Source organism: Enterobacter sp. MGH 33 (assembly GCF_000534535.1).
GTDB lineage: Bacteria > Pseudomonadota > Gammaproteobacteria > Enterobacterales > Enterobacteriaceae > Enterobacter > Enterobacter hormaechei_C.
In genome coordinates this window covers 1297705-1318377 of the sequence record NZ_KI973212.1, presented here as the reverse complement: position 1 = coordinate 1318377, position 20673 = coordinate 1297705, and the positions used below count along the sequence as shown (strand labels likewise).

20 protein-coding genes are annotated in these 20673 nt (G+C 57.0%); 6 read left to right on the top strand and 14 right to left on the bottom strand.

Translation table 11 applies throughout. The annotated features are described in order from the left end of the window. The first annotated feature begins 16 nt into the window (after positions 1-16). Both dxs and L379_RS17750 read left to right on the top strand, forming a co-directional pair. On the top strand, positions 17-1879 hold the full coding sequence (dxs, locus tag L379_RS17745; protein WP_015571294.1) for a 1-deoxy-D-xylulose-5-phosphate synthase: 1863 nt from the start codon (positions 17-19) through the stop codon (positions 1877-1879). Between the two features lie 62 nt (positions 1880-1941). Continuing rightward, on the top strand, positions 1942-2916 hold the full coding sequence (locus tag L379_RS17750; RefSeq protein WP_017383171.1) for an aldo/keto reductase: 975 nt from the start codon (positions 1942-1944) through the stop codon (positions 2914-2916). A 90-nt stretch (positions 2917-3006) separates the two neighbouring features. On the opposite strand, the gene thiL is transcribed toward L379_RS17750, so the two are convergent. The 5 genes from thiL to nrdR all read right to left on the bottom strand — a co-directional run bounded on the left by thiL (position 3007) and on the right by nrdR (position 6613). Continuing rightward, positions 3007-3978 carry a thiamine-phosphate kinase gene (gene thiL / locus L379_RS17755; RefSeq protein ID WP_017383170.1) on the bottom strand — a complete coding sequence of 324 codons (972 nt, stop codon included), beginning with the start codon at positions 3976-3978 and terminating at the stop codon, positions 3007-3009. Between the two features lie 78 nt (positions 3979-4056). Continuing rightward, the gene (gene nusB, locus L379_RS17760; protein ID WP_006809908.1) at positions 4057-4476 is read right to left on the bottom strand and encodes a transcription antitermination factor NusB; all 420 of its coding nucleotides are present in this window, start codon (positions 4474-4476) and stop codon (positions 4057-4059) included. Between the two features lie 21 nt (positions 4477-4497). Further along, a complete protein-coding gene (gene ribE, locus L379_RS17765) occupies positions 4498-4968 on the bottom strand; it encodes a 6,7-dimethyl-8-ribityllumazine synthase (RefSeq protein WP_003859098.1) in 471 nt (156 codons plus the stop codon). 87 nt (positions 4969-5055) lie between these two features. Further along, a complete protein-coding gene (gene ribD / locus L379_RS17770; RefSeq protein WP_032652697.1) occupies positions 5056-6159 on the bottom strand; it encodes a bifunctional diaminohydroxyphosphoribosylaminopyrimidine deaminase/5-amino-6-(5-phosphoribosylamino)uracil reductase RibD in 1104 nt (367 codons plus the stop codon). Between the two features lie 4 nt (positions 6160-6163). Beyond that, a complete protein-coding gene (nrdR, locus tag L379_RS17775) occupies positions 6164-6613 on the bottom strand; it encodes a transcriptional regulator NrdR (protein ID WP_003859099.1) in 450 nt (149 codons plus the stop codon). Between the two features lie 152 nt (positions 6614-6765). Between nrdR and L379_RS17780 the strand changes: the two genes are divergently transcribed. Both L379_RS17780 and L379_RS17785 read left to right on the top strand, forming a co-directional pair. Next, a complete protein-coding gene (locus tag L379_RS17780) occupies positions 6766-7305 on the top strand; it encodes a SadB/YajI family lipoprotein (RefSeq protein WP_032649957.1) in 540 nt (179 codons plus the stop codon). Positions 7306-7573: 268 nt separating this feature from the next. Continuing rightward, positions 7574-8458, top strand: a complete 885-nt coding sequence (locus L379_RS17785; RefSeq protein ID WP_026080602.1) for a nucleoside-specific channel-forming protein Tsx — start codon at positions 7574-7576, stop codon at positions 8456-8458. 88 nt (positions 8459-8546) lie between these two features. On the opposite strand, the gene L379_RS17790 is transcribed toward L379_RS17785, so the two are convergent. The 7 genes from L379_RS17790 to queA form a co-directional block, all read right to left on the bottom strand. After that, positions 8547-9227: a helix-turn-helix transcriptional regulator gene (locus L379_RS17790; RefSeq protein ID WP_017383166.1), complete on the bottom strand. Its 681-nt coding sequence runs from the start codon at positions 9225-9227 to the stop codon at positions 8547-8549. Positions 9228-9237: 10 nt separating this feature from the next. After that, entirely contained in the window at positions 9238-9603 is a 366-nt protein-coding gene (locus L379_RS17795; RefSeq protein ID WP_032652695.1) for a VOC family protein, read from the bottom strand. 138 nt (positions 9604-9741) lie between these two features. Then, a complete protein-coding gene (secF, locus tag L379_RS17800; RefSeq protein WP_003859105.1) occupies positions 9742-10713 on the bottom strand; it encodes a protein translocase subunit SecF in 972 nt (323 codons plus the stop codon). Positions 10714-10723: 10 nt separating this feature from the next. Next, on the bottom strand, positions 10724-12571 hold the full coding sequence (secD, locus tag L379_RS17805) for a protein translocase subunit SecD (protein ID WP_017383164.1): 1848 nt from the start codon (positions 12569-12571) through the stop codon (positions 10724-10726). 27 nt (positions 12572-12598) lie between these two features. Next, the gene (gene yajC / locus L379_RS17810) at positions 12599-12931 is read right to left on the bottom strand and encodes a preprotein translocase subunit YajC (RefSeq protein ID WP_003859109.1); all 333 of its coding nucleotides are present in this window, start codon (positions 12929-12931) and stop codon (positions 12599-12601) included. 22 nt (positions 12932-12953) lie between these two features. Continuing rightward, entirely contained in the window at positions 12954-14081 is a 1128-nt protein-coding gene (gene tgt / locus L379_RS17815; protein ID WP_015571303.1) for a tRNA guanosine(34) transglycosylase Tgt, read from the bottom strand. Between the two features lie 53 nt (positions 14082-14134). Beyond that, on the bottom strand, positions 14135-15205 hold the full coding sequence (queA, locus tag L379_RS17820; protein ID WP_015571304.1) for a tRNA preQ1(34) S-adenosylmethionine ribosyltransferase-isomerase QueA: 1071 nt from the start codon (positions 15203-15205) through the stop codon (positions 14135-14137). A gap of 92 nt (positions 15206-15297) precedes the next feature. Between queA and acpH the strand changes: the two genes are divergently transcribed. Then, on the top strand, positions 15298-15879 hold the full coding sequence (gene acpH / locus L379_RS17825) for an ACP phosphodiesterase (protein ID WP_015571305.1): 582 nt from the start codon (positions 15298-15300) through the stop codon (positions 15877-15879). Between the two features lie 127 nt (positions 15880-16006). Then, positions 16007-16609, top strand: coding sequence for a peroxiredoxin C (locus tag L379_RS17830; protein ID WP_003859113.1), 603 nt, complete (start codon positions 16007-16009; stop codon positions 16607-16609). Between the two features lie 48 nt (positions 16610-16657). On the opposite strand, the gene L379_RS17835 is transcribed toward L379_RS17830, so the two are convergent. After that, on the bottom strand, positions 16658-18037 hold the full coding sequence (locus tag L379_RS17835) for a DUF3999 domain-containing protein (protein WP_032652693.1): 1380 nt from the start codon (positions 18035-18037) through the stop codon (positions 16658-16660). Then, positions 18034-20625, bottom strand: a complete 2592-nt coding sequence (locus L379_RS17840) for a DUF2339 domain-containing protein (RefSeq protein WP_032652691.1) — start codon at positions 20623-20625, stop codon at positions 18034-18036. Before L379_RS17840 ends, L379_RS17835 begins: the two co-directional genes overlap by 4 nt. Positions 20626-20673: the final 48 nt, after the last annotated feature.

The following is a 20673-nucleotide window of genomic DNA, read 5'->3' as shown; positions in this document are numbered from 1 at the left end:
TCTCGATGAGCCTTTGATGAGTTTTGATATTGCCAAATACCCGACACTGGCGTTAGTTGACTCCACTCAGGAGTTACGTCTGTTGCCGAAAGAGAGTCTGCCGAAGCTGTGTGACGAGCTGCGTCGCTACCTGCTCGACAGCGTTAGCCGCTCCAGCGGCCACTTCGCCTCCGGACTTGGCACGGTTGAGCTGACCGTGGCGTTGCATTACGTCTATAACACGCCGTTCGATCAGCTGATCTGGGATGTAGGCCACCAGGCCTATCCGCACAAAATTCTGACCGGACGTCGCGATAAAATTGGCACCATTCGCCAGAAAGGGGGCCTGCATCCGTTCCCGTGGCGCGGCGAGAGTGAATATGATGTGTTAAGCGTCGGTCACTCTTCCACCTCCATTTCTGCGGGCATTGGTATTGCCGTTGCCGCCGAAAAAGAGAATAAACAACGCCGCACCGTCTGCGTGATTGGCGACGGGGCGATCACCGCCGGGATGGCCTTTGAGGCCATGAACCACGCGGGCGATATCAAACCGGACATGCTGGTGATCCTCAACGATAACGAAATGTCGATCTCCGAGAACGTCGGCGCGCTGAATAACCATCTGGCGCAGCTGCTGTCCGGCAAGCTTTACTCCTCACTGCGTGAAGGCGGTAAAAAAGTCTTCTCCGGCGTACCGCCGATTAAAGAGCTGCTTAAGCGTACCGAAGAACACATCAAAGGCATGGTCGTGCCGGGTACGCTGTTCGAAGAGCTGGGCTTTAACTATATTGGCCCAGTGGACGGCCACGATGTGCTGGGCCTGGTGACGACGCTTAAAAACATGCGCGACCTGAAAGGCCCGCAGTTCCTGCATATCATGACCAAAAAAGGGCGTGGTTACGAACCGGCGGAAAAAGATCCGATCACCTTCCACGCGGTGCCTAAGTTCGACCATACCAGCGGCTGCCTGCCGAAAAGCAGCGGCGGGATGCCGAGCTACTCAAAAATCTTTGGCGACTGGCTGTGCGAAACGGCGGCGAAAGACAACATGCTGATGGCGGTGACGCCTGCCATGCGTGAAGGCTCCGGCATGGTGGAGTTTTCAAAAAAATACCCGGACCAGTATTTCGACGTGGCTATCGCCGAGCAGCACGCGGTAACCTTTGCTGCGGGCCTGGCGATTGGCGGCTACAAGCCGGTGGTAGCGATCTACTCTACCTTCCTGCAACGCGCCTACGATCAGGTTATCCATGACGTTGCCATTCAGAAGCTGCCGGTGCTGTTTGCTATCGATCGCGCGGGCATTGTGGGGGCTGATGGCCAGACGCACCAGGGCGCGTTTGATCTCTCCTTCCTGCGCTGCATCCCTGATATGGTGATCATGACGCCAAGCGACGAAAACGAGTGTCGTCAGATGCTGTATACCGGTTACCACTATCAGGACGGCCCCTGCGCGGTACGTTATCCGCGCGGTAATGCCCTTGGCGTTGAATTACAGCCGCTGGAAAAACTGGACATCGGTAAAGGTCTGGTGAAACGCCGCGGTGAAAAAGTGGCGATCCTGAACTTTGGTACGTTGATGCCGGAAGCGGCAAAAGTCGCTGAAAACCTGAATGCGACGCTGGTCGATATGCGCTTCGTGAAGCCGCTCGATGAATCTCTGATTCTGAGCATGGCGGAAAGCCATGACGTTCTGGTCACGCTGGAAGAGAACGCCATCATGGGTGGCGCGGGTAGCGGCGTGAACGAAGTGCTTATGGCGAACCGTAAAGCCGTTCCGGTGCTTAATCTCGGCCTCCCTGACCACTTCATCCCGCAAGGCACCCAGGATGAGGCGCGCGCCGACATTGGTCTGGACGCCGCCGGTATCGAAGCTAAAATCCGCACCTGGCTGGCCTGATCCCTCCCCTTTTCTGCTCCTGCTATGCTTAAACGTATTGTTTAAACAGCAGGAGCGGAACCATGCAATACACGACATTAGGAAAAACGGACCTTAAGGTGTCCCGGCTTTGCCTGGGATGCATGACGTTTGGCGAGCCTGACCGGGGAAATCATGCCTGGACGCTGCCGGAAGAGAGCAGCCGCCCTATCATCAAGCGCGCCATTGACGGCGGCATCAACTTCTTCGATACCGCCAACAGCTACTCAGACGGCAGCAGCGAAGAGATTGTGGGCCGCGCCCTGCGAGATTTTGCCCGTCGTGATGACGTTGTGGTCGCCACTAAGGTGTACTACCCGTCAGGCGATCTGGCGGAAGGCCTTTCTCGCGCGCAGATCCTGCGTTCCATTGATGACAGCCTCAGACGCCTGAACATGGATTACGTCGACCTGCTGCAAATCCACCGCTGGGATTACAACACTCCGATCGAAGAGACGCTTGAAGCGTTAAACGACGTTGTGAAAGCCGGTAAAGCGCGCTACATCGGTGCATCGTCCATGCATGCCTCACAGTTTGCCCAGGCGCTCGATCTCCAGGCGCAGCACGGCTGGGCGCGCTTTGTCACCATGCAGGATCACTACAACCTGATTTACCGGGAAGAAGAGCGCGAGATGCTGCCGCTCTGCTACCAGGAAGGCGTGGCGGTGATCCCGTGGAGCCCGCTGGCGCGCGGAAGGTTAACCCGTCCGTGGGGGGAAACTACCGCCCGGCTGGTATCGGATGAAGTGGGTAAAAACCTGTATGACGATACAGAAGCCAGCGATGCGTTAATTGCCGAACGCTTAGCCGGGATCGCCGACGATATCGGTGCAACGCGCGCGCAGGTGGCGCTGGCGTGGCTGCTGAGCAAGCGCGGTGTCGCCGCGCCGATTGTGGGCACGTCGCGGGAAGAACAGCTGGATGAGTTGTTGAGTGCGGTGGACTTATCGTTGACGCCGGAGCAGATTGCCGAGCTGGAGACGCCGTATCAGCAGCATCCGGTGGTAGGGTTTAAATAAACACTTGCCGGGTGGCGCTGCGCTTACCCGGCCTACAAATAAAGTGCGATCGTAGGCCGGGTAAGGCGAAGCCGCCACCCGGCAAAACACTCACCCAAAGTGATCGTACCCTTTCCAGTCAAGCGTAACCGGGGCGCCGTCGCGGACAAACAGCAACCCTTCACTTTCCGGCATCACCTGCCCGATGCAGGTAAATTTCGCCCCCAGATGCGCTAGCGCCACATCCAGCGTCCCGCGATTCAGCTCAGGCACGGTGAAGCACAGCTCATAGTCTTCTCCACCGGATAACGCCCAGCGCAGCGCCTGTTCAGGTTCGACATGGCGAAGCAGTTGCTCCGACAGCGGGAACAGATCCAGGTCAACGCGTGCGCCCACGCCGCTGGCCTTCAGGATATGGCCGAGATCGGAGATCAGCCCGTCAGACAAATCGATAGCCGAACTGGCCCGCTCGCGCAGCGCCTGACCGTGCAGAATACGCGGCGTTGGCCGCAGATGGCGCTTCACCAGATACGCCGCATCGTCAGCCTCTTCAACCGTTAAACGGTTCTGAAGGATAGCTAACCCCGCGGCGCTGTCGCCCGGCGTACCGGTCACGTAGATCCAGTCGCCTGGTTTTGCACCCGAGCGCTTCAGCGCGCGCCCGGCAGGCACATAGCCGTGGATTGCCAGGGTCATGGACAGCGGACCGGCGGTGGTATCACCGCCAATCAGCTGCATATCGTAATAATTCAGCTGTTCAAACAGGGCATCGCTGAAGGCTTCAAGCCAGGCTTCATCCACCTCCGGCAGGGTCAGAGCCAGCGTCAGCCAGGCCGGGTCGGCGCCCATTGCCGCCAGATCGCTGACGTTCACCGCCAGCGCTTTATACGCCAGATCGGCAGGATCGATATCCGGCAAGAAATGACGCCCACACACTAAGGTGTCGGTGCTGATTGCCAGCGTCTGTTTTTCGGGAATATTGAGAAGTGCGCAGTCATCGCCAATGCCGGTTTCAACATCAAGACGAGAGGTTCTGACACGGTCGAAATAACGGGCAATCAGGGAGAATTCGCCGCATGCCATACGTTATGCCTCAGCAAATTAAATAAAAAAACCGGAGCCGCACTGCCAAAAAGGCAATGCAAGACTCCGGTTTGCGGATCACTTTTTGTGGGGACGGATCGCAGGTGCGGCTTTATCCAGCACGCCGTTAACAAACTTGTGGCTGTCTTCAGCGCCGAAGGTTTTCGCCAGTTCGATCGCTTCGTTGATGGCCACTTTGTACGGCACATCATCACGTTTAGACAGCTCAAACAGCGCGATACGCAACACTGCTTTTTCGACCTGGCCCAGCTCTTCGAGCAGACGGGACAGGTATGGCTTCATCAGACCATCGAGATACGCGCTATTAGTCGCCACTCCCGACAGCAGTTCACGGAAGTACAGAACGTCAACGTCTTTCACGTCCTGTTCTGACAGGAACTGGTATTCAACATCAGCGATGTCGTTCTGGGACAACTGCCAGGAGTAAAGTGCCTGGACGGCACATTCACGGGCGCGGCGACGAGCAGCAGGTTTCACGGAATTCCCCTTACAAAAAAATCAGGCCTTGATGGCTTTCAATACATTGATCATTTCAAGCGCGGTCAGTGCAGCTTCTGCACCTTTGTTACCGGCTTTAGTGCCAGCACGTTCGATGGCTTGTTCAATACTTTCGGTGGTCAGCACGCCGAACGCGACAGGGATTTCAGCATCCTGTGCAACGTGTGCCAGACCGTTGCTTGCACCGCCCGCAACGTATTCGAAGTGCGCAGTGCCGCCACGAATAACGGTACCCAGCGCAATCACCGCGTCGTATTTACCGGTTTTCGCCAGCGCGCCCGCTGCCAGTGGCAGTTCGTAAGCACCTGGTACCCAAACGACGGTAATGTTGTCATCTTTAACCTGGCCGATACGTTTCAGGGCGTCAACCGCACCTTCCAGCAGGCTATCGTTGATGAAGTTGTTGAAACGCGCAATGGTGATGGCGACGCGAGCGTCCGGGGTAGCTACAGCAGCTTCAATAATGTTCATACTCTTCCTTTACGGGTTCATTTGGCCCCGCAGGGGGGCGGATTTTATCATAATACTTTGCGCACTGCTTCCCTATTTCAGGAGCAATTACGCTGTCGTTAAATGGAGGCAGACATCCGGGCCTACCGGACGAATCTCGCTGAATGAGAGTTGCGGCGCATCGGCCAGTTTTTCAAGGCCGGGCAGCACAAACAGGCCGCGCGCGTCATTACCTAACAGTTTAGGCGCAACGTAGACGAGAAGCTCATCCACCAGCCCCGCCTGAAGCAGTGCGCCGGCGAGCGTCGGACCGGCTTCAACCCAGATGCTGTTGACCTGCTGTTTGCCGAGCAACATCATCAGCACCACGAGATCGAGATGCCCGTTATGTTCCGGCACCATAATGCTGCGCACGCCTTCCGGCCACTCGCGCGTATATTCTTTGGTGCGGGCAATCCAGGTTTCACCCGGCTGCTGCACGATGCGGTGCTCCGGCGTCACGCGGTTCTGGCTATCAACAATAATGCGCAGCGGCTGACGCAGGTTCTCCTGCGGATAGAGCGCCTGCGTATCCGCATTCAGCTCTTCCCAGCGCACGGTCATGGCCGGATCGTCAGCCAGTACCGTTTCACTGCTGGTGAGAATAGCATGGCTTTGCGCGCGCAGACGTTGCACATCGCGCCTTGCCTGCGGCGAGGTGATCCACTGGCTCTCGCCGTTCGCCATCGCCGTGCGGCCATCCAGTGACGCGCCAAGCTTAAGCTGGATAAACGGGAAGCCGGTGCGCATACGCTTCAGGAAGCCTTTGTTGATGTTTTCGGCATCCTGCATCATCAGGCCGTGGCTGACGTCGATGCCTTCCTGTTGCAGACGATACAGCCCGCGGCCCGCCACCTGCGGATTAGGATCCTGCATGGCGGCAACAACGCGCGAGACGCCCGCCGCAATCAGCGCCTCACAGCACGGCGGCGTACGTCCGTGATGGCTGCATGGCTCCAGCGTCACATAGGCCGTCGCGCCACGCGCTTTCTCACCCGCCATGCGCAGGGCATGCACTTCAGCATGCGGCTCGCCTGCGCGGTAGTGAAAACCTTCCCCCACGATCTCGCCATCTTTAACAATGACGCACCCGACATTGGGGTTAGGGTGAGTGGTAAACCGACCGCGCTGCGCCAGCTTCATGGCGCGCGCCATGTACATCTCATCGTGCATGGGCTTAATCCTGTAAGCGGGCGATCTCTTCGCCAAACTCTTTAATGTCTTCGAAGCTGCGGTAAACGGAGGCAAAGCGGATATAGGCGACTTTATCGAGCTTCTTCAGCTGTTCCATCACCAGATTGCCGATCATTTTGCTCGGCACTTCGCGCTCGCCTAACCCCCGCAGATAAGATTTAATATGGTTTAACGCCATTTCGACGTCATCGGAGCTGACGGGCCGTTTTTCCAGCGCCTTGAGCATCCCGCTACGCAGTTTCTCTTCATTGAACGGTTCGCGCACATCGTTACTTTTTACCACGCGCGGCATTACCAGCTCTGCCACCTCAAAGGTGGTAAAACGCTCGTTGCACACCAGACACTGCCGACGACGACGCACGGAAGACCCTTCGCCTACAAGACGCGAGTCGATGACTTTGGTATCCACAGCGGAGCAAAATGGGCAATGCATACGATGTCCCTGTTATCTGGTTAACTGATTTCTATTTTACCCTGAACTGGCCCGACAACAAAGGAAGAGCTTTTTGAGACAAAGGATCTATGCCTGACGGCACTATCCTGTCTACCATTGCAGCAATCTGTGATTTCAAGGAATTAAACGCAATGACAAGACGTTACCTGAAAATAGTGCTGGTGGGGAGCCTGTTCACGCTCAGCGCCTGCGCACAGCAAAGCGAAGTCCGTGAGATGAAACAAAGCGTGAATACGCTTAACGTGGCGATGGACAAACTTAACAAAGAAACCGTGAAGATCACCCAGCAGAACGCGCTCAATGCCAAATCCAGCAATGGCGTTTATTTATTGCCAGGTGCAAACACGCCCGCGCGTCTGAACAGCCAGATTGGCACGCTAAAGATGTCTGTGGTGAATGTTGCAGCGAATGCCGATGGTACTCGCGCAACATTACGCATTCAGGGTGAGTCCAACGATCCGCTTCCCGCGTTCAGCGGCACCGTAGAGTGGGGCCAGATTCAGGGCACCACGGAGAGCTATCAGGAAGTGAACGTGAAGAATCAGCTCTTCACCGCCCCCGCCAGCACGCTGGCGCCGAGCGATGTTGATATCCCGCTCCAGCTGAGCGGACTGACCCCAGAACAGCTGGGCTTTATCCGTATTCACGACATTCAACCCGCCGCGCAATAACCCGCCCTTCTAGCGGAGTGAAATGTCACTCCGCTAACATTTACATTTCGTATGGATTGGCAACATAAATGATTGCCGCTACAATCCCGCCCGTCTAAAGTACGCAAACGTGAACGCAATCGATTACGTATGTGAGAGATATGTGAAACAACACATATTTTTGTGAGCAAGGATTCCTATAATAGGCTCCGCAGAAATACGAAATATTTAGAAACGCAATTCGCGCATTTTTCACTCCCGGAAGGGAATTTCAATCAGTGGCATGATTATGAAAAAAACATTACTCGCAGCCGGTGCAGTTCTGGCACTCTCCACCTCTTTCACTGTTAACGCAGCGGAAAACGACAAACCACAATACCTCTCCGACTGGTGGCATCAGAGCGTTAACGTTGTAGGCAGCTACCATACCCGTTTCGGACCGCAGATCCGTAACGATACCTACCTCGAGTACGAAGCATTCGCTAAAAAAGACTGGTTTGATTTCTATGGCTACATGGACGCACCGGTATTCTTCGGCGGTAACACCGACGCGAAAGGTATTTGGAACCACGGTTCCCCACTGTTCATGGAGATCGAACCCCGCTTCTCCATTGATAAACTGACCGGTACCAGTCTGGCGTTTGGTCCGTTCAAAGAGTGGTATTTCGCAAACAACTACATCTACGACATGGGTCGCAACAAGTCCGGTCGCCAGAGCACCTGGTACATGGGTCTGGGTACAGACATTGAGACTGGCCTGCCGATGAGCCTGTCCATGAACGTCTACGCAAAATACCAGTGGCAGAACTACGGCGCCGCGAACGAGAACGAGTGGGACGGCTACCGTTTCAAAGTGAAATACTTCGTGCCAATTACCCAACTGTGGGGCGGTAACCTGAGCTATATCGGCTTCACCAACTTTGACTGGGGTTCAGACCTGGGCGATAACGATTTCCGCGACCTGAACGGCAGAAAAGCGCGCACTAACGACTCCATCGCGTCCAGCCACATCCTGGCGCTGAACTACGATCACTGGCACTACTCTGTTGTTGCGCGTTACTGGCACAACGGTGGCCAGTGGAACGACGACGCCAGCCTGAACTTTGGCAACGGCGACTTCAGCGTTCGCTCTACCGGTTGGGGTGGTTACCTGGTCGTGGGTTACAACTTCTAATCAGTGCGGATTCCGCCCGGTGGCGCTACGCTTACCGGGCCTACGATCCGAATGTAGGCCGGGTAAGGCGTAGCCGCCCCCCGGCTTTTTACTGCCTCACCTTGCGCAAAAAATCTGCCAATGACCTGTCCGCACTCTCGCTAAACCGCCTCTCCGTCTGCACAATATTGAGGCATCGGTCGAGCCGGAAACAGCGGTAGTCATCGCGTCGCTCGCACCACGCAGCCAACAGCCAGTGCTCCCCCCAGAAGAACAGCCCAAGCGGCTGCACCTCACGCCAGGTTAACTGCCCGGCCTCATCACGATAATGCAGCGCCAGCACGCGCTGGGCGGAAATCGCCTGATGGATCACGTCGAAACCACTACGGGAATGGGGCTGAAGGGCAATATCCGGCGCGTAAATCCGCGTCTGCTCAGCTTTGCGGCGGCTCTCTTCTGGCAGGATCGCCAGCACTTTTTCCTGGGCCGACTCCAGCTCGCGCGACAGCGATTCCCCGCCCCAGGTTTTGAGCAGGCGAATCGCCACCATCAGCGCCTCGGACTCTTTGTTGGTCAGCATCAGCGGGGGTAAATCAAAACCCGACATCAGCCGATATCCGCTTCCCGCCTCGCCTTCCACCGGCACGCCGGAAAGCGACAGGTCGCGGATATCGCGGTACACCGTGCGCTCGGACACGCCAAGCCTTTCCGCCAGATGCGCTGCCGTTGTCAGACGCCTGCCCCGAAGGATCTGCACAATCTGGAACAAACGGTCAGCGCGTCGGGTCATCGGTTTACTCTCATACCGGTTGATGGAGGCCGACGCGATTACCTTCGCTGTCGGTAAACAGGGCTATAGTGCCAATGCCTTGCGGCAGTTCCAGCGGGCCAAACACGCACTCACCGCCCGCAGAAGCAATACGATCGAGCGTGGCCGCCAGATTGTCAGTATGCAGGTAGATAATAGCGCCCTGCGAAGACGGTGTAACGCCGTCAAATTTCGCCAGCGCGCCGCCGGTGGCCGGATCCTCGTGCGGGAAAATCGCCAGATCAGCCACGTCAATCTTCTCGCGCCGCAGCGCGACCTGCATCACCGACTCATAAAATTTGATGGCGCGATCCATATCGGCGACCGGAATTTCAAACCAGTTAATAACACTTTTCATACGTCCTCCTGCCTGTTGTTAGGGTTCAGAAGGAGTCTACGACAGGGCTCCTGACAGCATACTGTCAGGAGTGTTTGTGAGATGCAGACAAAAAAAATCCCGGCCAACAGGCCGGGATTTCGATACTACATAAGACTCTTACGGCAGAATGGACGGCTGATCCGCCCCTTCTTTCTCGACTTTCTGCTGGATCAGATGCTCGCGCTTCATGCCCAGCTTCAGCGCCAGTGCGGACGCGACGTAGATAGACGAGGCCGTACCGATAGACACACCGATCAGCATGGTCAGCGAGAAGCCTTCCAGCACTGGGCCACCGAACAGGAACAGCATCAGGATCACCATCAGGGTGGTGCCGGAGGTGATCAACGTACGGTGCAACGTCTGGGTCAACGACACGTTAAAGATTTCGTACGGCGTGCCGCGACGGATCTTACGGAAGTTTTCACGAATACGGTCAGATACCACGATACTGTCGTTCAGTGAGTAACCGATAACGGACATCAGGGATGCCACAATCGTCAGGTCAATCTCAATGTGGAACAGAGACAGTATGCCCATGGTGATCACCACGTCGTGCGCCAGGGCGATAACCACGCCTGCCGCCAGTCGCCACTCAAAGCGGAAACCGACGTAAATCAGGATCGAGATCAGCGCCACCAGCAGCGCCATCGCACCGGTCTGCGCCAGGTCAGCACCAACGCTCGGGCCGACAAACTCAATACGCTTAACCGTTGCATCCTGGCTGGTCGTTTCGTTAATAACCTGGACGACCTTGCTGCCCAGCTCCTGGCTGCCGTTGGCATCGTGTACCGGCGGCATACGCACCATGATGTCGCGGCTGCTGCCAAAGTTCTGTAGCAGCGGCTCTTCAAAGCCCGCTTTTTGCAGAGACTCACGCATCTGGTCCATATCGACCGGTTTTTCCAGGGTAATTTCAATCACCGTACCACCGGTGAAATCCAGACCCCAGTTAAAGCCTTTCACGCCCATAATGACGATGGACAAGATCAGCAGAAAACCTGAAATGCCGAAGGCCCAGTAGTCCCAGCGCATAAAGTCCCAGACTTTACGGCCGTGGTTCAATTGTTCAACAGTATATTCCTGTGCCACAACGCACTCCTCAGATAGACAGCTTTTTGACGCGCTTGCCGCCGTACAGCAGGTTCACGATGGCACGGGTGCCGACAATAGCGGTAAACATCGACGTTGCGACACCGATACCGGTAGTAATCGCAAAGCCTTTGATCGCGCCAGTACCCACTGCATACAGGATAAGAACCTTAATCAGTGTTGTTACGTTCGCATCGAAGATGGAGCTGAACGCCCCTTTGTAGCCTTCTTCGATCGCCTGCTGTACAGAACGACCGTTGCTCAGCTCTTCTTTGATACGTTCGTTTATCAGTACGTTGGCGTCGACCGCCACCGCAAGGGTTAGAACGATACCCGCAATCCCCGGCATGGTCAGCGTCGCCCCCGGCAGCAGGGACATGATACCGATGATCAGCACCAGGTTGGCAATCAGCGCGGAGGTCGCAATCAGGCCGAACTTCTTATAGAAGAAGATCATGAAGATGATGGACACCGCCAGACCGGCCAGACACGCTTCCAGACCCTGTTTGATGTTCTGCATACCCAGGGTTGGACCGATGGTACGTTCTTCAACAATCTGAATTGGCGCAATCAGCGCACCGGCACGCAGCAGCAGAGAGAGCTGACGCGCTTCGTTCGGGTTGCTGATACCGGTAATACGGAAGCTGTTACCCAGACGAGACTGGATGTTGGCGATGTTAATCACCTCTTCCTCTTTCACCAGCACGGCACGGCCATTGGCGTCTTTCTTACCGCTGTCTTTGTACTCCACGAACAGGGTCGCCATCGGCTTGCCGATGTTGTCCTTGGTGAAGTTAGACATGATGTTGCCACCTGCGCTATCCAGCGAGATGTTAACCTGCGGCTGGTTGTACTCATCCTGGCTTGAAGTGGAGTCGGTAATATGGTCACCGGTCAGGATCACGCGTTTGTACAGCACAACCGGCTGGCCTTCGCGGGTCTGTTTCACTTCAGAATCGCCCGGCACACGGCCTGAAGCCGCAGCAGCCTGGTCGACATTGGAGTTAACCAGACGGAACTCCAGGGTCGCAGTCGCGCCCAGAATCTCTTTCGCACGGGCGGTATCCTGGATACCCGGCAGTTCGACCACGATACGGTCAGCACCCTGACGCTGTACCAGTGGCTCAGCCACGCCCAGCTGGTTTACACGGTTACGCAGAATGTTAATGTTCTGCTGAACGGCGTATTCACGTGCTTCACTCAGACGCGCGTCGGTCATTACCGCACGCAGCTGGTTGCTGCCCTGAGAGGTGATCACCAGATCGCGGTGACGCTGAGACAGATACGTCACAGCCTGATCGCGTGCCGCGCTGTCGCGGAACGTGATGCTCAGGCCGTAGTTATCTTCTTTACGTACGGTGGTGTACGGAATGCCCTTATCGCGCAGATCGCTGCGCAGGCTGTCGATATTCTGTTCCTGTAGCTTGCCGAGCGCGGTATCCATATCCACTTCCATCAGGAAGTGAACGCCGCCACGCAGGTCAAGACCCAGTTTCATTGGCTCTGCGTTCAGCGCAGCCAGCCAGCGTGGGGTTGCAGGAGCAAGGTTAAGCGCCACGACATATTTATCACCCAGCACGCCCATCAGCGCTTCACGTGCGCGGAGCTGCGTGTCGGTGGTGTCGAAGCGAGCAAGAATTGCGCCCTCTTCCAGTGCCACAGACTTAGCGGTAATTTTTTCTTCTTGTAACGTTTTCTGGACCTGGATCAGCGTTTGCTCACTGGCGGCGACACCGCGCGCGCCAGTGATTTGAACGGCCGGATCCTCACCATACAGGTTGGGAAGCGCGTACAGCAGGCCGACGATAATCACGACGACCAGCATGATGTACTTCCACAAAGGATAACGGTTTAACACGGCAGTTCCCTTTGGGAAAAGTTGGGATTACAGCGCCTTCATGGTGCCTTTCGGCAGAACGGCAGCTACGAAGTCACGTTTGATAACCACTTCAGTGGTGTCGTTGAGGGCGATAGCAATGTAGCCGTTTTCCGCTACTTTGGTTACGCGACCCACCAGACCACCATTGGTCAGGACTTCATCGCCCTTAGCGATGGAGTTCATCAGGTTTTTGTGCTCTTTAGTACGCTTCTGCTGTGGACGCAGGATCATGAAGTAGAAGATCAGACCAAACACAACCAGCATCAGAATCAGAGACATCGGGCTGCCCTGCGCTGGTGCACCCGTTGCTGCTACCGCATCAGAAATAAAAAAGCTCATTCAAATTCCCTCATTATTAAAATTAATCAACGTTCAACGGTGGAACATCCCGCCCCTGACGTTGGTAGAAATCGGTCACGAAGCTCTCTAATTTACCCTCTTCGATAGCCTTACGTAAACCAGCCATTAAGCGCTGATAATAACGAAGATTATGAATGGTATTGAGACGCGCCCCCAAAATCTCGTTGCAACGATCGAGATGATGCAGATACGCGCGAGAATAATTGCGACAGGTATAGCAATCGCACTCGGAATCGAGCGGGCTGGTGTCACTCTTATGCTTCGCGTTACGGATTTTCACCACGCCATCGGTAACGAACAAATGACCGTTACGCGCGTTTCGGGTTGGCATAACGCAGTCGAACATATCAATGCCGCGACGTACGCCTTCCACCAGATCTTCTGGTTTACCCACACCCATCAGGTATCGTGGTTTATCCGCCGGGATTTGCGGGCAGACATGCTCCAGAATGCGGTGCATGTCTTCCTTCGGCTCACCCACAGCCAAACCGCCGACAGCGTAGCCATCAAAGCCTATCTCTACCAGACCTTTAACCGAGATATCGCGTAAATCTTCGTAAACGCTGCCCTGGATAATGCCGAACAGCGCATTTTTGTTTTGCAGGGCGTCAAAACGGTCGCGGCTACGCTTCGCCCAACGCAGGGACATCTCCATTGAGCGTTTGGCGTAGTCCCAGTCCGCCGGGTATGGCGTACATTCGTCGAAGATCATTACGATATCGGAGCCGAGATCGTACTGAATCTCCATGGATTTTTCCGGATCGAGGAAGATTGGATCGCCGTTGATCGGGTTACGGAAGTGTACGCCCTGCTCAGTGATCTTACGGATATCGCCCAGGCTGAAGACCTGGAAACCGCCGGAGTCGGTGAGGATCGGGCCTTTCCACTGCATGAAATCGTGCAGGTCGCCGTGGAGCTTCATAATCTCCTGGCCCGGACGCAGCCACAGGTGGAAGGTGTTGCCGAGGATAATCTGTGCGCCAGTGGCTTCAACTTCTTCCGGCGTCATTCCTTTTACGGTGCCGTACGTGCCCACAGGCATAAACGCGGGGGTTTCTACCACGCCGCGATCAAACACCAGACGACCGCGACGCGCGCGGCCATCGGTGGTATCGAGTTCAAATTTCATTTTTTCTCCGACGTCAGAAAAACAGTCCAACGTTGTAATACGGTGCCGCGGACTTATTCCCCGACACGCTCATTCAAAGCCTGCGGATTGTACGTGATAAACATCGCGTCACCGTAGCTAAAAAAGCGATATTTTTGTTCTACCGCAGACTTGTAGGCGTTCATCGTATGCTGATACCCCGCAAACGCGGAAACCAGCATAATCAACGTCGATTCAGGCAGATGGAAGTTGGTCACCAGCGCATCAATGACTTTGTACTGATAGCCCGGGTAGATAAAGATCTGCGTATCGCCAAAGAACGGCTCAATCAGCTCGCTTTTCGCGGCCTGCGCAGCGCTCTCAAGGGAACGTACCGACGTTGTACCGACGGCCACGACGCGATTACCGCGCGCTTTCGCCGCCAGCACCGCATCCACAACCTCCTGTGGCACTTCGGCATACTCAGAGTGCATGATGTGGTCTTCGATGCTGTCCACGCGCACCGGCTGGAAGGTACCCGCGCCGACGTGCAGCGTCACGAAGGCCATCTCAATGCCCTTGGCGCGCAGCTTTTCCAGCAGCGGTTCATCAAAGTGCAGGCCCGCCGTTGGCGCCGCCACCGCGCCAGGCTTCTGGCTGTAGACGGTCTGATACAGCTCGCGGTCGGCCTCTTCGTCCGGGCGCTCAATATACGGCGGCAGCGGCATGTGGCCGATGGCGTTGAGGATATCGAGCACCGTGCGCTCGTCGTTGAATTCCACTTCAAATAGCGCGTCGTGACGCGCAGTCATGGTCGCTTTGATGCTCTCGTCATCCCCCAGCAGCAGTTCAGCGCCCGGCTTCGGCGCTTTAGAGGCGCGAATATGTGCCAGAATACGTTTATCATCGAGCATACGTTCGACCAGCACCTCAATCTTACCGCCGCTGGCTTTACGGCCAAACAGACGCGCCGGGATCACGCGGGTATTGTTAAAGACCAGCAGATCGCCAGGGTTGAGCTTGTCGAGCAGATCGGTGAAAGTACCGTGCGTCAGCGCGCCCGTTGGCCCGTCCAGTGACAGCAAGCGACAGCTGCTACGCTCAGGCATGGGGTAGTGAGCAATCAGGGATTCAGGTAGTTCAAAGGAGAAATCGGCGACGCGCATGACGTATACTCGTGACTTAAAAACAGGCGGCATAGTCTAGTGCTCACACCCTTTTGCTGCAACAACTAGCCGCCACCGGACAACGAAAACGCATGAATTTTCTCGCTCACCTGCATCTCGCTCATCTCGCGGACAGCTCCCTCTCCGGCAATTTGCTGGCCGATTTTGTACGCGGCAACCCCGCGGAAGCGTACTCCCCTGAGGTTGTCGACGGGATTTTTATGCACCGCCGCATCGACGTGCTGACCGATAACCTGCCGGAAGTGACGGAAGCCAAAGCCTGGTTCCGCCCCGAAACCCGACGCGTGGCGCCGATCACGCTCGACGTCATGTGGGATCATTTCCTGTCGCGCCACTGGTCCCGGCTGTCGCCTGATATGTCGCTGCCTGAGTTTGTGCGCTACGCCCACGCGCAGGTGTCGATCATTTTGCCGGACTCCCCGCCGCGCTTTGTGAATCTGAATAACTATCTCTGGTCTGAACGCTGGCTGGAGCGATACCGCGAGATGGATTTCATTCAGAACGTCCTGAACGGCATGGCGAGCCGTCGACCGCGTCTGGACGCGCTGCGCGACTCATGGCATGACCTGGATGAACATTATGATGCGCTGGAAACCCGCTTCTGGCAGTTCTACCCGCGTATGATGACGCAGGCGAAAAATAAAGAACTGTGAAGTCGGTTCGATTGATAGGTAAAAGCTGGTGGAACGATTGTTACCACCTCTTTGTCTTATTCCCGTACTGCCTCTATACTGGCCCGCGTTGCGTTCCAAATAACCTTAGTATCTACAGGAGAATCATATGGTTCTGGTAACTCGTCCGGCTCCGGATTTTACAGCTGCCGCCGTTCTGGGCAATGGTGAAATCGTTGAAAACTTCAACTTCAAACAGCACACCAACGGTAAAGCGACCGTTCTGTTCTTCTGGCCAATGGACTTCACTTTCGTTTGCCCGTCTGAGCTGATCGCGTTCGACAAACGTTACGAAGAATTCCAGAAGCGTGGCGTGGAAGTGGTTGGCGTCTCCTTCGACTCTGAATTTGTACACAACGCATGGCGTAACACCCCTGTCGAAAACGGCGGCATCGGTGCAGTGAAATACGCGATGGTTGCGGACATCAAACGCGAAATCCAGCAGGCTTACGGTATCGAACATCCGGACGCTGGCGTTGCACTGCGTGGTTCTTTCCTGATCGACGCGAACGGCATCGTTCGTCACCAGGTTGTGAACGATCTGCCGCTGGGTCGTAACATCGACGAAATGCTGCGCATGGTTGACGCGCTCCAGTTCCACGAAGAGCACGGTGAAGTGTGCCCGGCTCAGTGGGAAAAAGGTAAAGAAGGTATGGCGGCTTCCCCAGACGGCGTAGCTAAATACCTGTCTGAGAACGTATCCAGCCTGTAATCGGCACGGTTTACGAAAAAACCCGCGAATACGCGGGTTTTTTTTGGCTTATGCTGCGCCGTCTTTTTTTACCTCGCGCCAGATGCGCCATGCCATACCCGCAAGCACCATCACCCCCGCAATCAGTACGCCCCAGACCATCAGCGTTTTCATTCTGCTTTCCTGCTCAGCCGCAGACGTCGCGGTTAAACGCGCCTCGCCACCCAGCGGGACAGGTTCCAGCGTATCCGCCATCGGCAGGGCTGCCAGATCGTAGGTTTTACGCAGTTCGGTCGGGATCAGCATATCCGTCTCCACGCTCGCCGGTTTCGCAGCCCCGTTCCCCCACGCGAGCAGGTACGGCCCCTTCCCCTGCGCGTTAAACACCAGATCGTAGCGCACGCGTTGCCCGGTCACGCCAGGCAGGTTCTCAGGCAAACGCGCATTGAGGGTCTTGATTTTTACCGCCTCGACCAGCCCGCCAGGGAGCGGAACAGGTTCAGACGTTTTGCCGCCGAGCTGGTAGATCACCTCTTTTTTCAGCGTATGCCACCGATCCTTATCCGCCTCCCGCCAGGCTATTTCTGCCGGGAGAACACCGTCGCCATTCAGCATGAAGCCGATCGCACTCAGAGGCTGCGGATGTTTCCAGCGCCACACGGCTTCGCTTTCGGATAACCGCTCCCCCTCTCCCGCCAGGCTAATGTGCTCAGATTCCGGCTGTTCAGTCGCGTTAATCGCGTTGACGCCGGTTAACGTCAGGGCAGAACGCCCCGTGTTCAGCACCAGCAGCAGATAACGATTCCCCTCAGGCGATAACACCAGATCGGTATCAATGCGGTCGAGCTTCAGGCGATCCTGTCCACTCATCACGTCCAGCAGGGGCATCTCTTCGCGCAGGGTATACCAGTTTTTCAGATCCTCGCTGTAATAGACCGATGCCGTCCCCTGCCAGGAGCCCTGCGGCGTGTCCCAGAAAAGCTGGAGCTGAGAGAGCGGAACCTCCGTCGCGTTTTCCGGCAGGGTCAGCAGATAGTGCTGTCCGGCAGCCGCCGCGTGTTGCCCTTCCAGCACAATTTCCACGCCGTTTCTGGCCCGTAGCATAATTTTATCGCCGCTGTCCTCTTCTCCGCCCGGCGAGGCGTTAAGCGCAAAGAGGCGCAGCGCCGTGGTGGTCGGTGCCGGCTGCGGACGCGTCGTGGTAACCAGGCTGAACGGTACCGGCTCGCCCGACTGATTAAACACGCGCACGTCGCGCAGATCGGGCGATGTGCTCTGCTGATAAACCGCCAGCGGCAGCATGACCCGATACCACGGCGAAGAGGCAGAGGTATCAAGGGACAGGCCATAGGCATAATCCCGCGGGGATTCCGCTGGCGCGCCCTCGCTGAATGCCGGACCGGCCACGGCCAGCAGTGCCGCACAAACAACCGCGTTCATCCATTTCATTTTTCTTCTCCTGCTTTAGGCGGTAGCGGCGAGAAATAGCCCACAATCAGGACCAGGATCGCCACGCCAATAAACGCGACGGCGCGCGCCAGGCCGCCACCGCCCGCGCTGTCCACCAGCATCAGTTTGAGCATGACCACCCCCAGTAGCGCCGCACCGCCAAGCCACTGCTGACGGGAGGCGTGACGGGTGGCGCGGATCATGACCACCAGCGCGCAGAACATCCAGAACAGGGCAAAAGTGGTCTGGATAAGCCGCGAATGCCACAACGACTCCCAATTCCAGGCCACCTCGCCGTACCACGCCAGCGCGCGCAGCAATGCGCCGTTAAGCCACCAGAAACCCAGGGCCATCAGCACAACGGCGGGCCACGGACGGGACTGCGCAAGCGATGCCGGATAGTAGCGATCCACTTCCCGATAAAACACCACCAGCCCCAGCAGCGCGAACGCCGCCCCTTCCTCAAGCGGGTTCACCAGCGGCAGCCATGTCTGTTGATAGACCACACCGTCCTGCAAATTGGTCACGACCAGCAATACCACCAGCGCCACAACCACAGGGATCGCGGCAAGGCAGGCGTAGAGCGCAGGCCATACCCGGAACGGCCACCCGCGACGCCGTACGGCCGCGGAGAGCGCCATAATCACCCCACCGCCAACAGCCATCGCAATGCCGCTTCCCCAGGCCGCCATGCCCCACGGCAGGGAGCGGGCAAACCAGTAAAGCTCGGCGGCTATGGCGAGTAAAATCATCCACACCAGCGACAGATGCAGCCCCATTGAGATGCGCGGCAGAAGTTTATCTTCGTCGCGCCGCAGCAGCATCAGGGCGGCAGGCAGCGCAATAGCCCAGGCCAGATTTGCCCAGCCGACCGCCAGGATTTGCTGTTGCCAGATCTGATACAGCACCATCAGCAGCATCACCGGCCACAGCAGCCATTTGCTGGCATCCAGCTCCCGCCACGCCAGACGAGCGGCAGCCTGCCGCCATCCCCAGGCCGACGCCGCCGTCAGCGCCATTACGCCTTCCAGAACCGATAACTCCTGCTTCAGGAACAGCTGCGACGCGCCCAGCAGCGCCACTAACCAGAACAGCAGCCCACCGGCCAGCAATGCCCAACTGCCCGGCTGTGCGATTTTCTGCCACAGCCAGGCCGCAGCCAGCCAGCAAAGACTGAGCACTGCGAAAATAAGCAGCAGGCTCAACGAGGTGACGCCGTCCATTTGCGCCCATATCGCGCTGCCGAGCGCCAGCACCAGCAGCGCCGTCCCGCTATAGCTCATGCGCCGCTGCTGCTGTTGCACGCCCAGCCAGAGAATTCCCAACCCTTCCAGCGCCCAGGCCATCGCCGTCCAGCGCGCTGAAAGCGCCAGCGGAATGGCAAGCGTGGCAAACCCGCCGCCGATCGCCAGCGCCGCCATAATCAGTGGCCGCCCGACAGACGGATAGCGTCGCAGTGCGAGAAACGCCAGTGAGAGATAAAACGCCCCATAGCCCAGCGCGCTGAGCGCCGGGCCGTACGTCCAGTGAGACGTCATGCCATACTGCATCCCAAAACCAATCAGCGGCGGAGCAAACAGCAGTGCGCCGTCAATAATCTGTTTGCCTTTTTCCTGCGCCCGCAGCGACAGCGCCACGCTAAACACGCCAAAAATAAGCGTATTGGCAATCAGGAACAGCTGACAGATAGCATAGTCTTCCGGCTGGTAGTCGCTCAGCCCCCATACCCCGCCAACGCCAAACGTGAAGAGCAGCCCGAGCAGGTTGAGCTCGCGCCAGTGCTGCCAGATGCTGATGGCGAGAATGCCGATGGAAAGCAGGAGATAGAAGGAGAACAGCGCCACAACGCTGCCGCCTCCGGTAGACAACAGCAGCGGCGCAAGGTATCCGCCGAGGCTCGCCAGCATGGCAAGGCTCAGCGCCTTTTGCAGCACGGCCAGCCCGACGCTCGCCGCGCAAATCACCACCAGCAGCGCAAACGCCAGCGTCATCGGCAGCATTTGCCACAGCCGGAATGCGCCAAAGACGGTCAGATAAAGCACGCCGGTCGCCCCGCCCTGGAGGATCAGCGCGTAGATCCGCTGCCTGTGCCGCAGCCGCCATCCAACGGCCAGCAGAACCATGGCAAACAGCGCCGTGGCGGCAAGACGCAGTTCAAGCGGAAACAGTGAATGTTCAACGGTATAGCGCAGCAGGAAAGAGAGGCCGAGGAAGAGCAGTACAATCCCCAGTTTTGCCAGCGGATTGCCCTGCATAAACCAGCGCGTCAGCGAGGACAGGATGCCGCCAAAGGCGGAAGGCCGTTTTGCCGCCGGTACAGGCGCAGGTTCCGCTTCAGTGACGGGCGGTTCGGGACGCCAGGGATCGACAGGTGCGGTAACGGCTTCTGGCACCGGCGCTGGCGTCTCCACCGGCTCCGGCGCTTTCTCAGTGACACCGCGCTGCTCAAGCGCCTCAATGCGCTGGCGAAGCCGGGCGATCTCCTGCCGCGCCGCCGTGCTTCGGTTAAAGCCTATCACCGCGAGCACAGGTGCCACGACCAGCGCAAAAACCAGGAACAAACAGCCAAGGATGTAAAGCTCGTCCATGTTTCCACCTTCACCGTAAACGATCCGCTAAGATTGACACAAATCGTT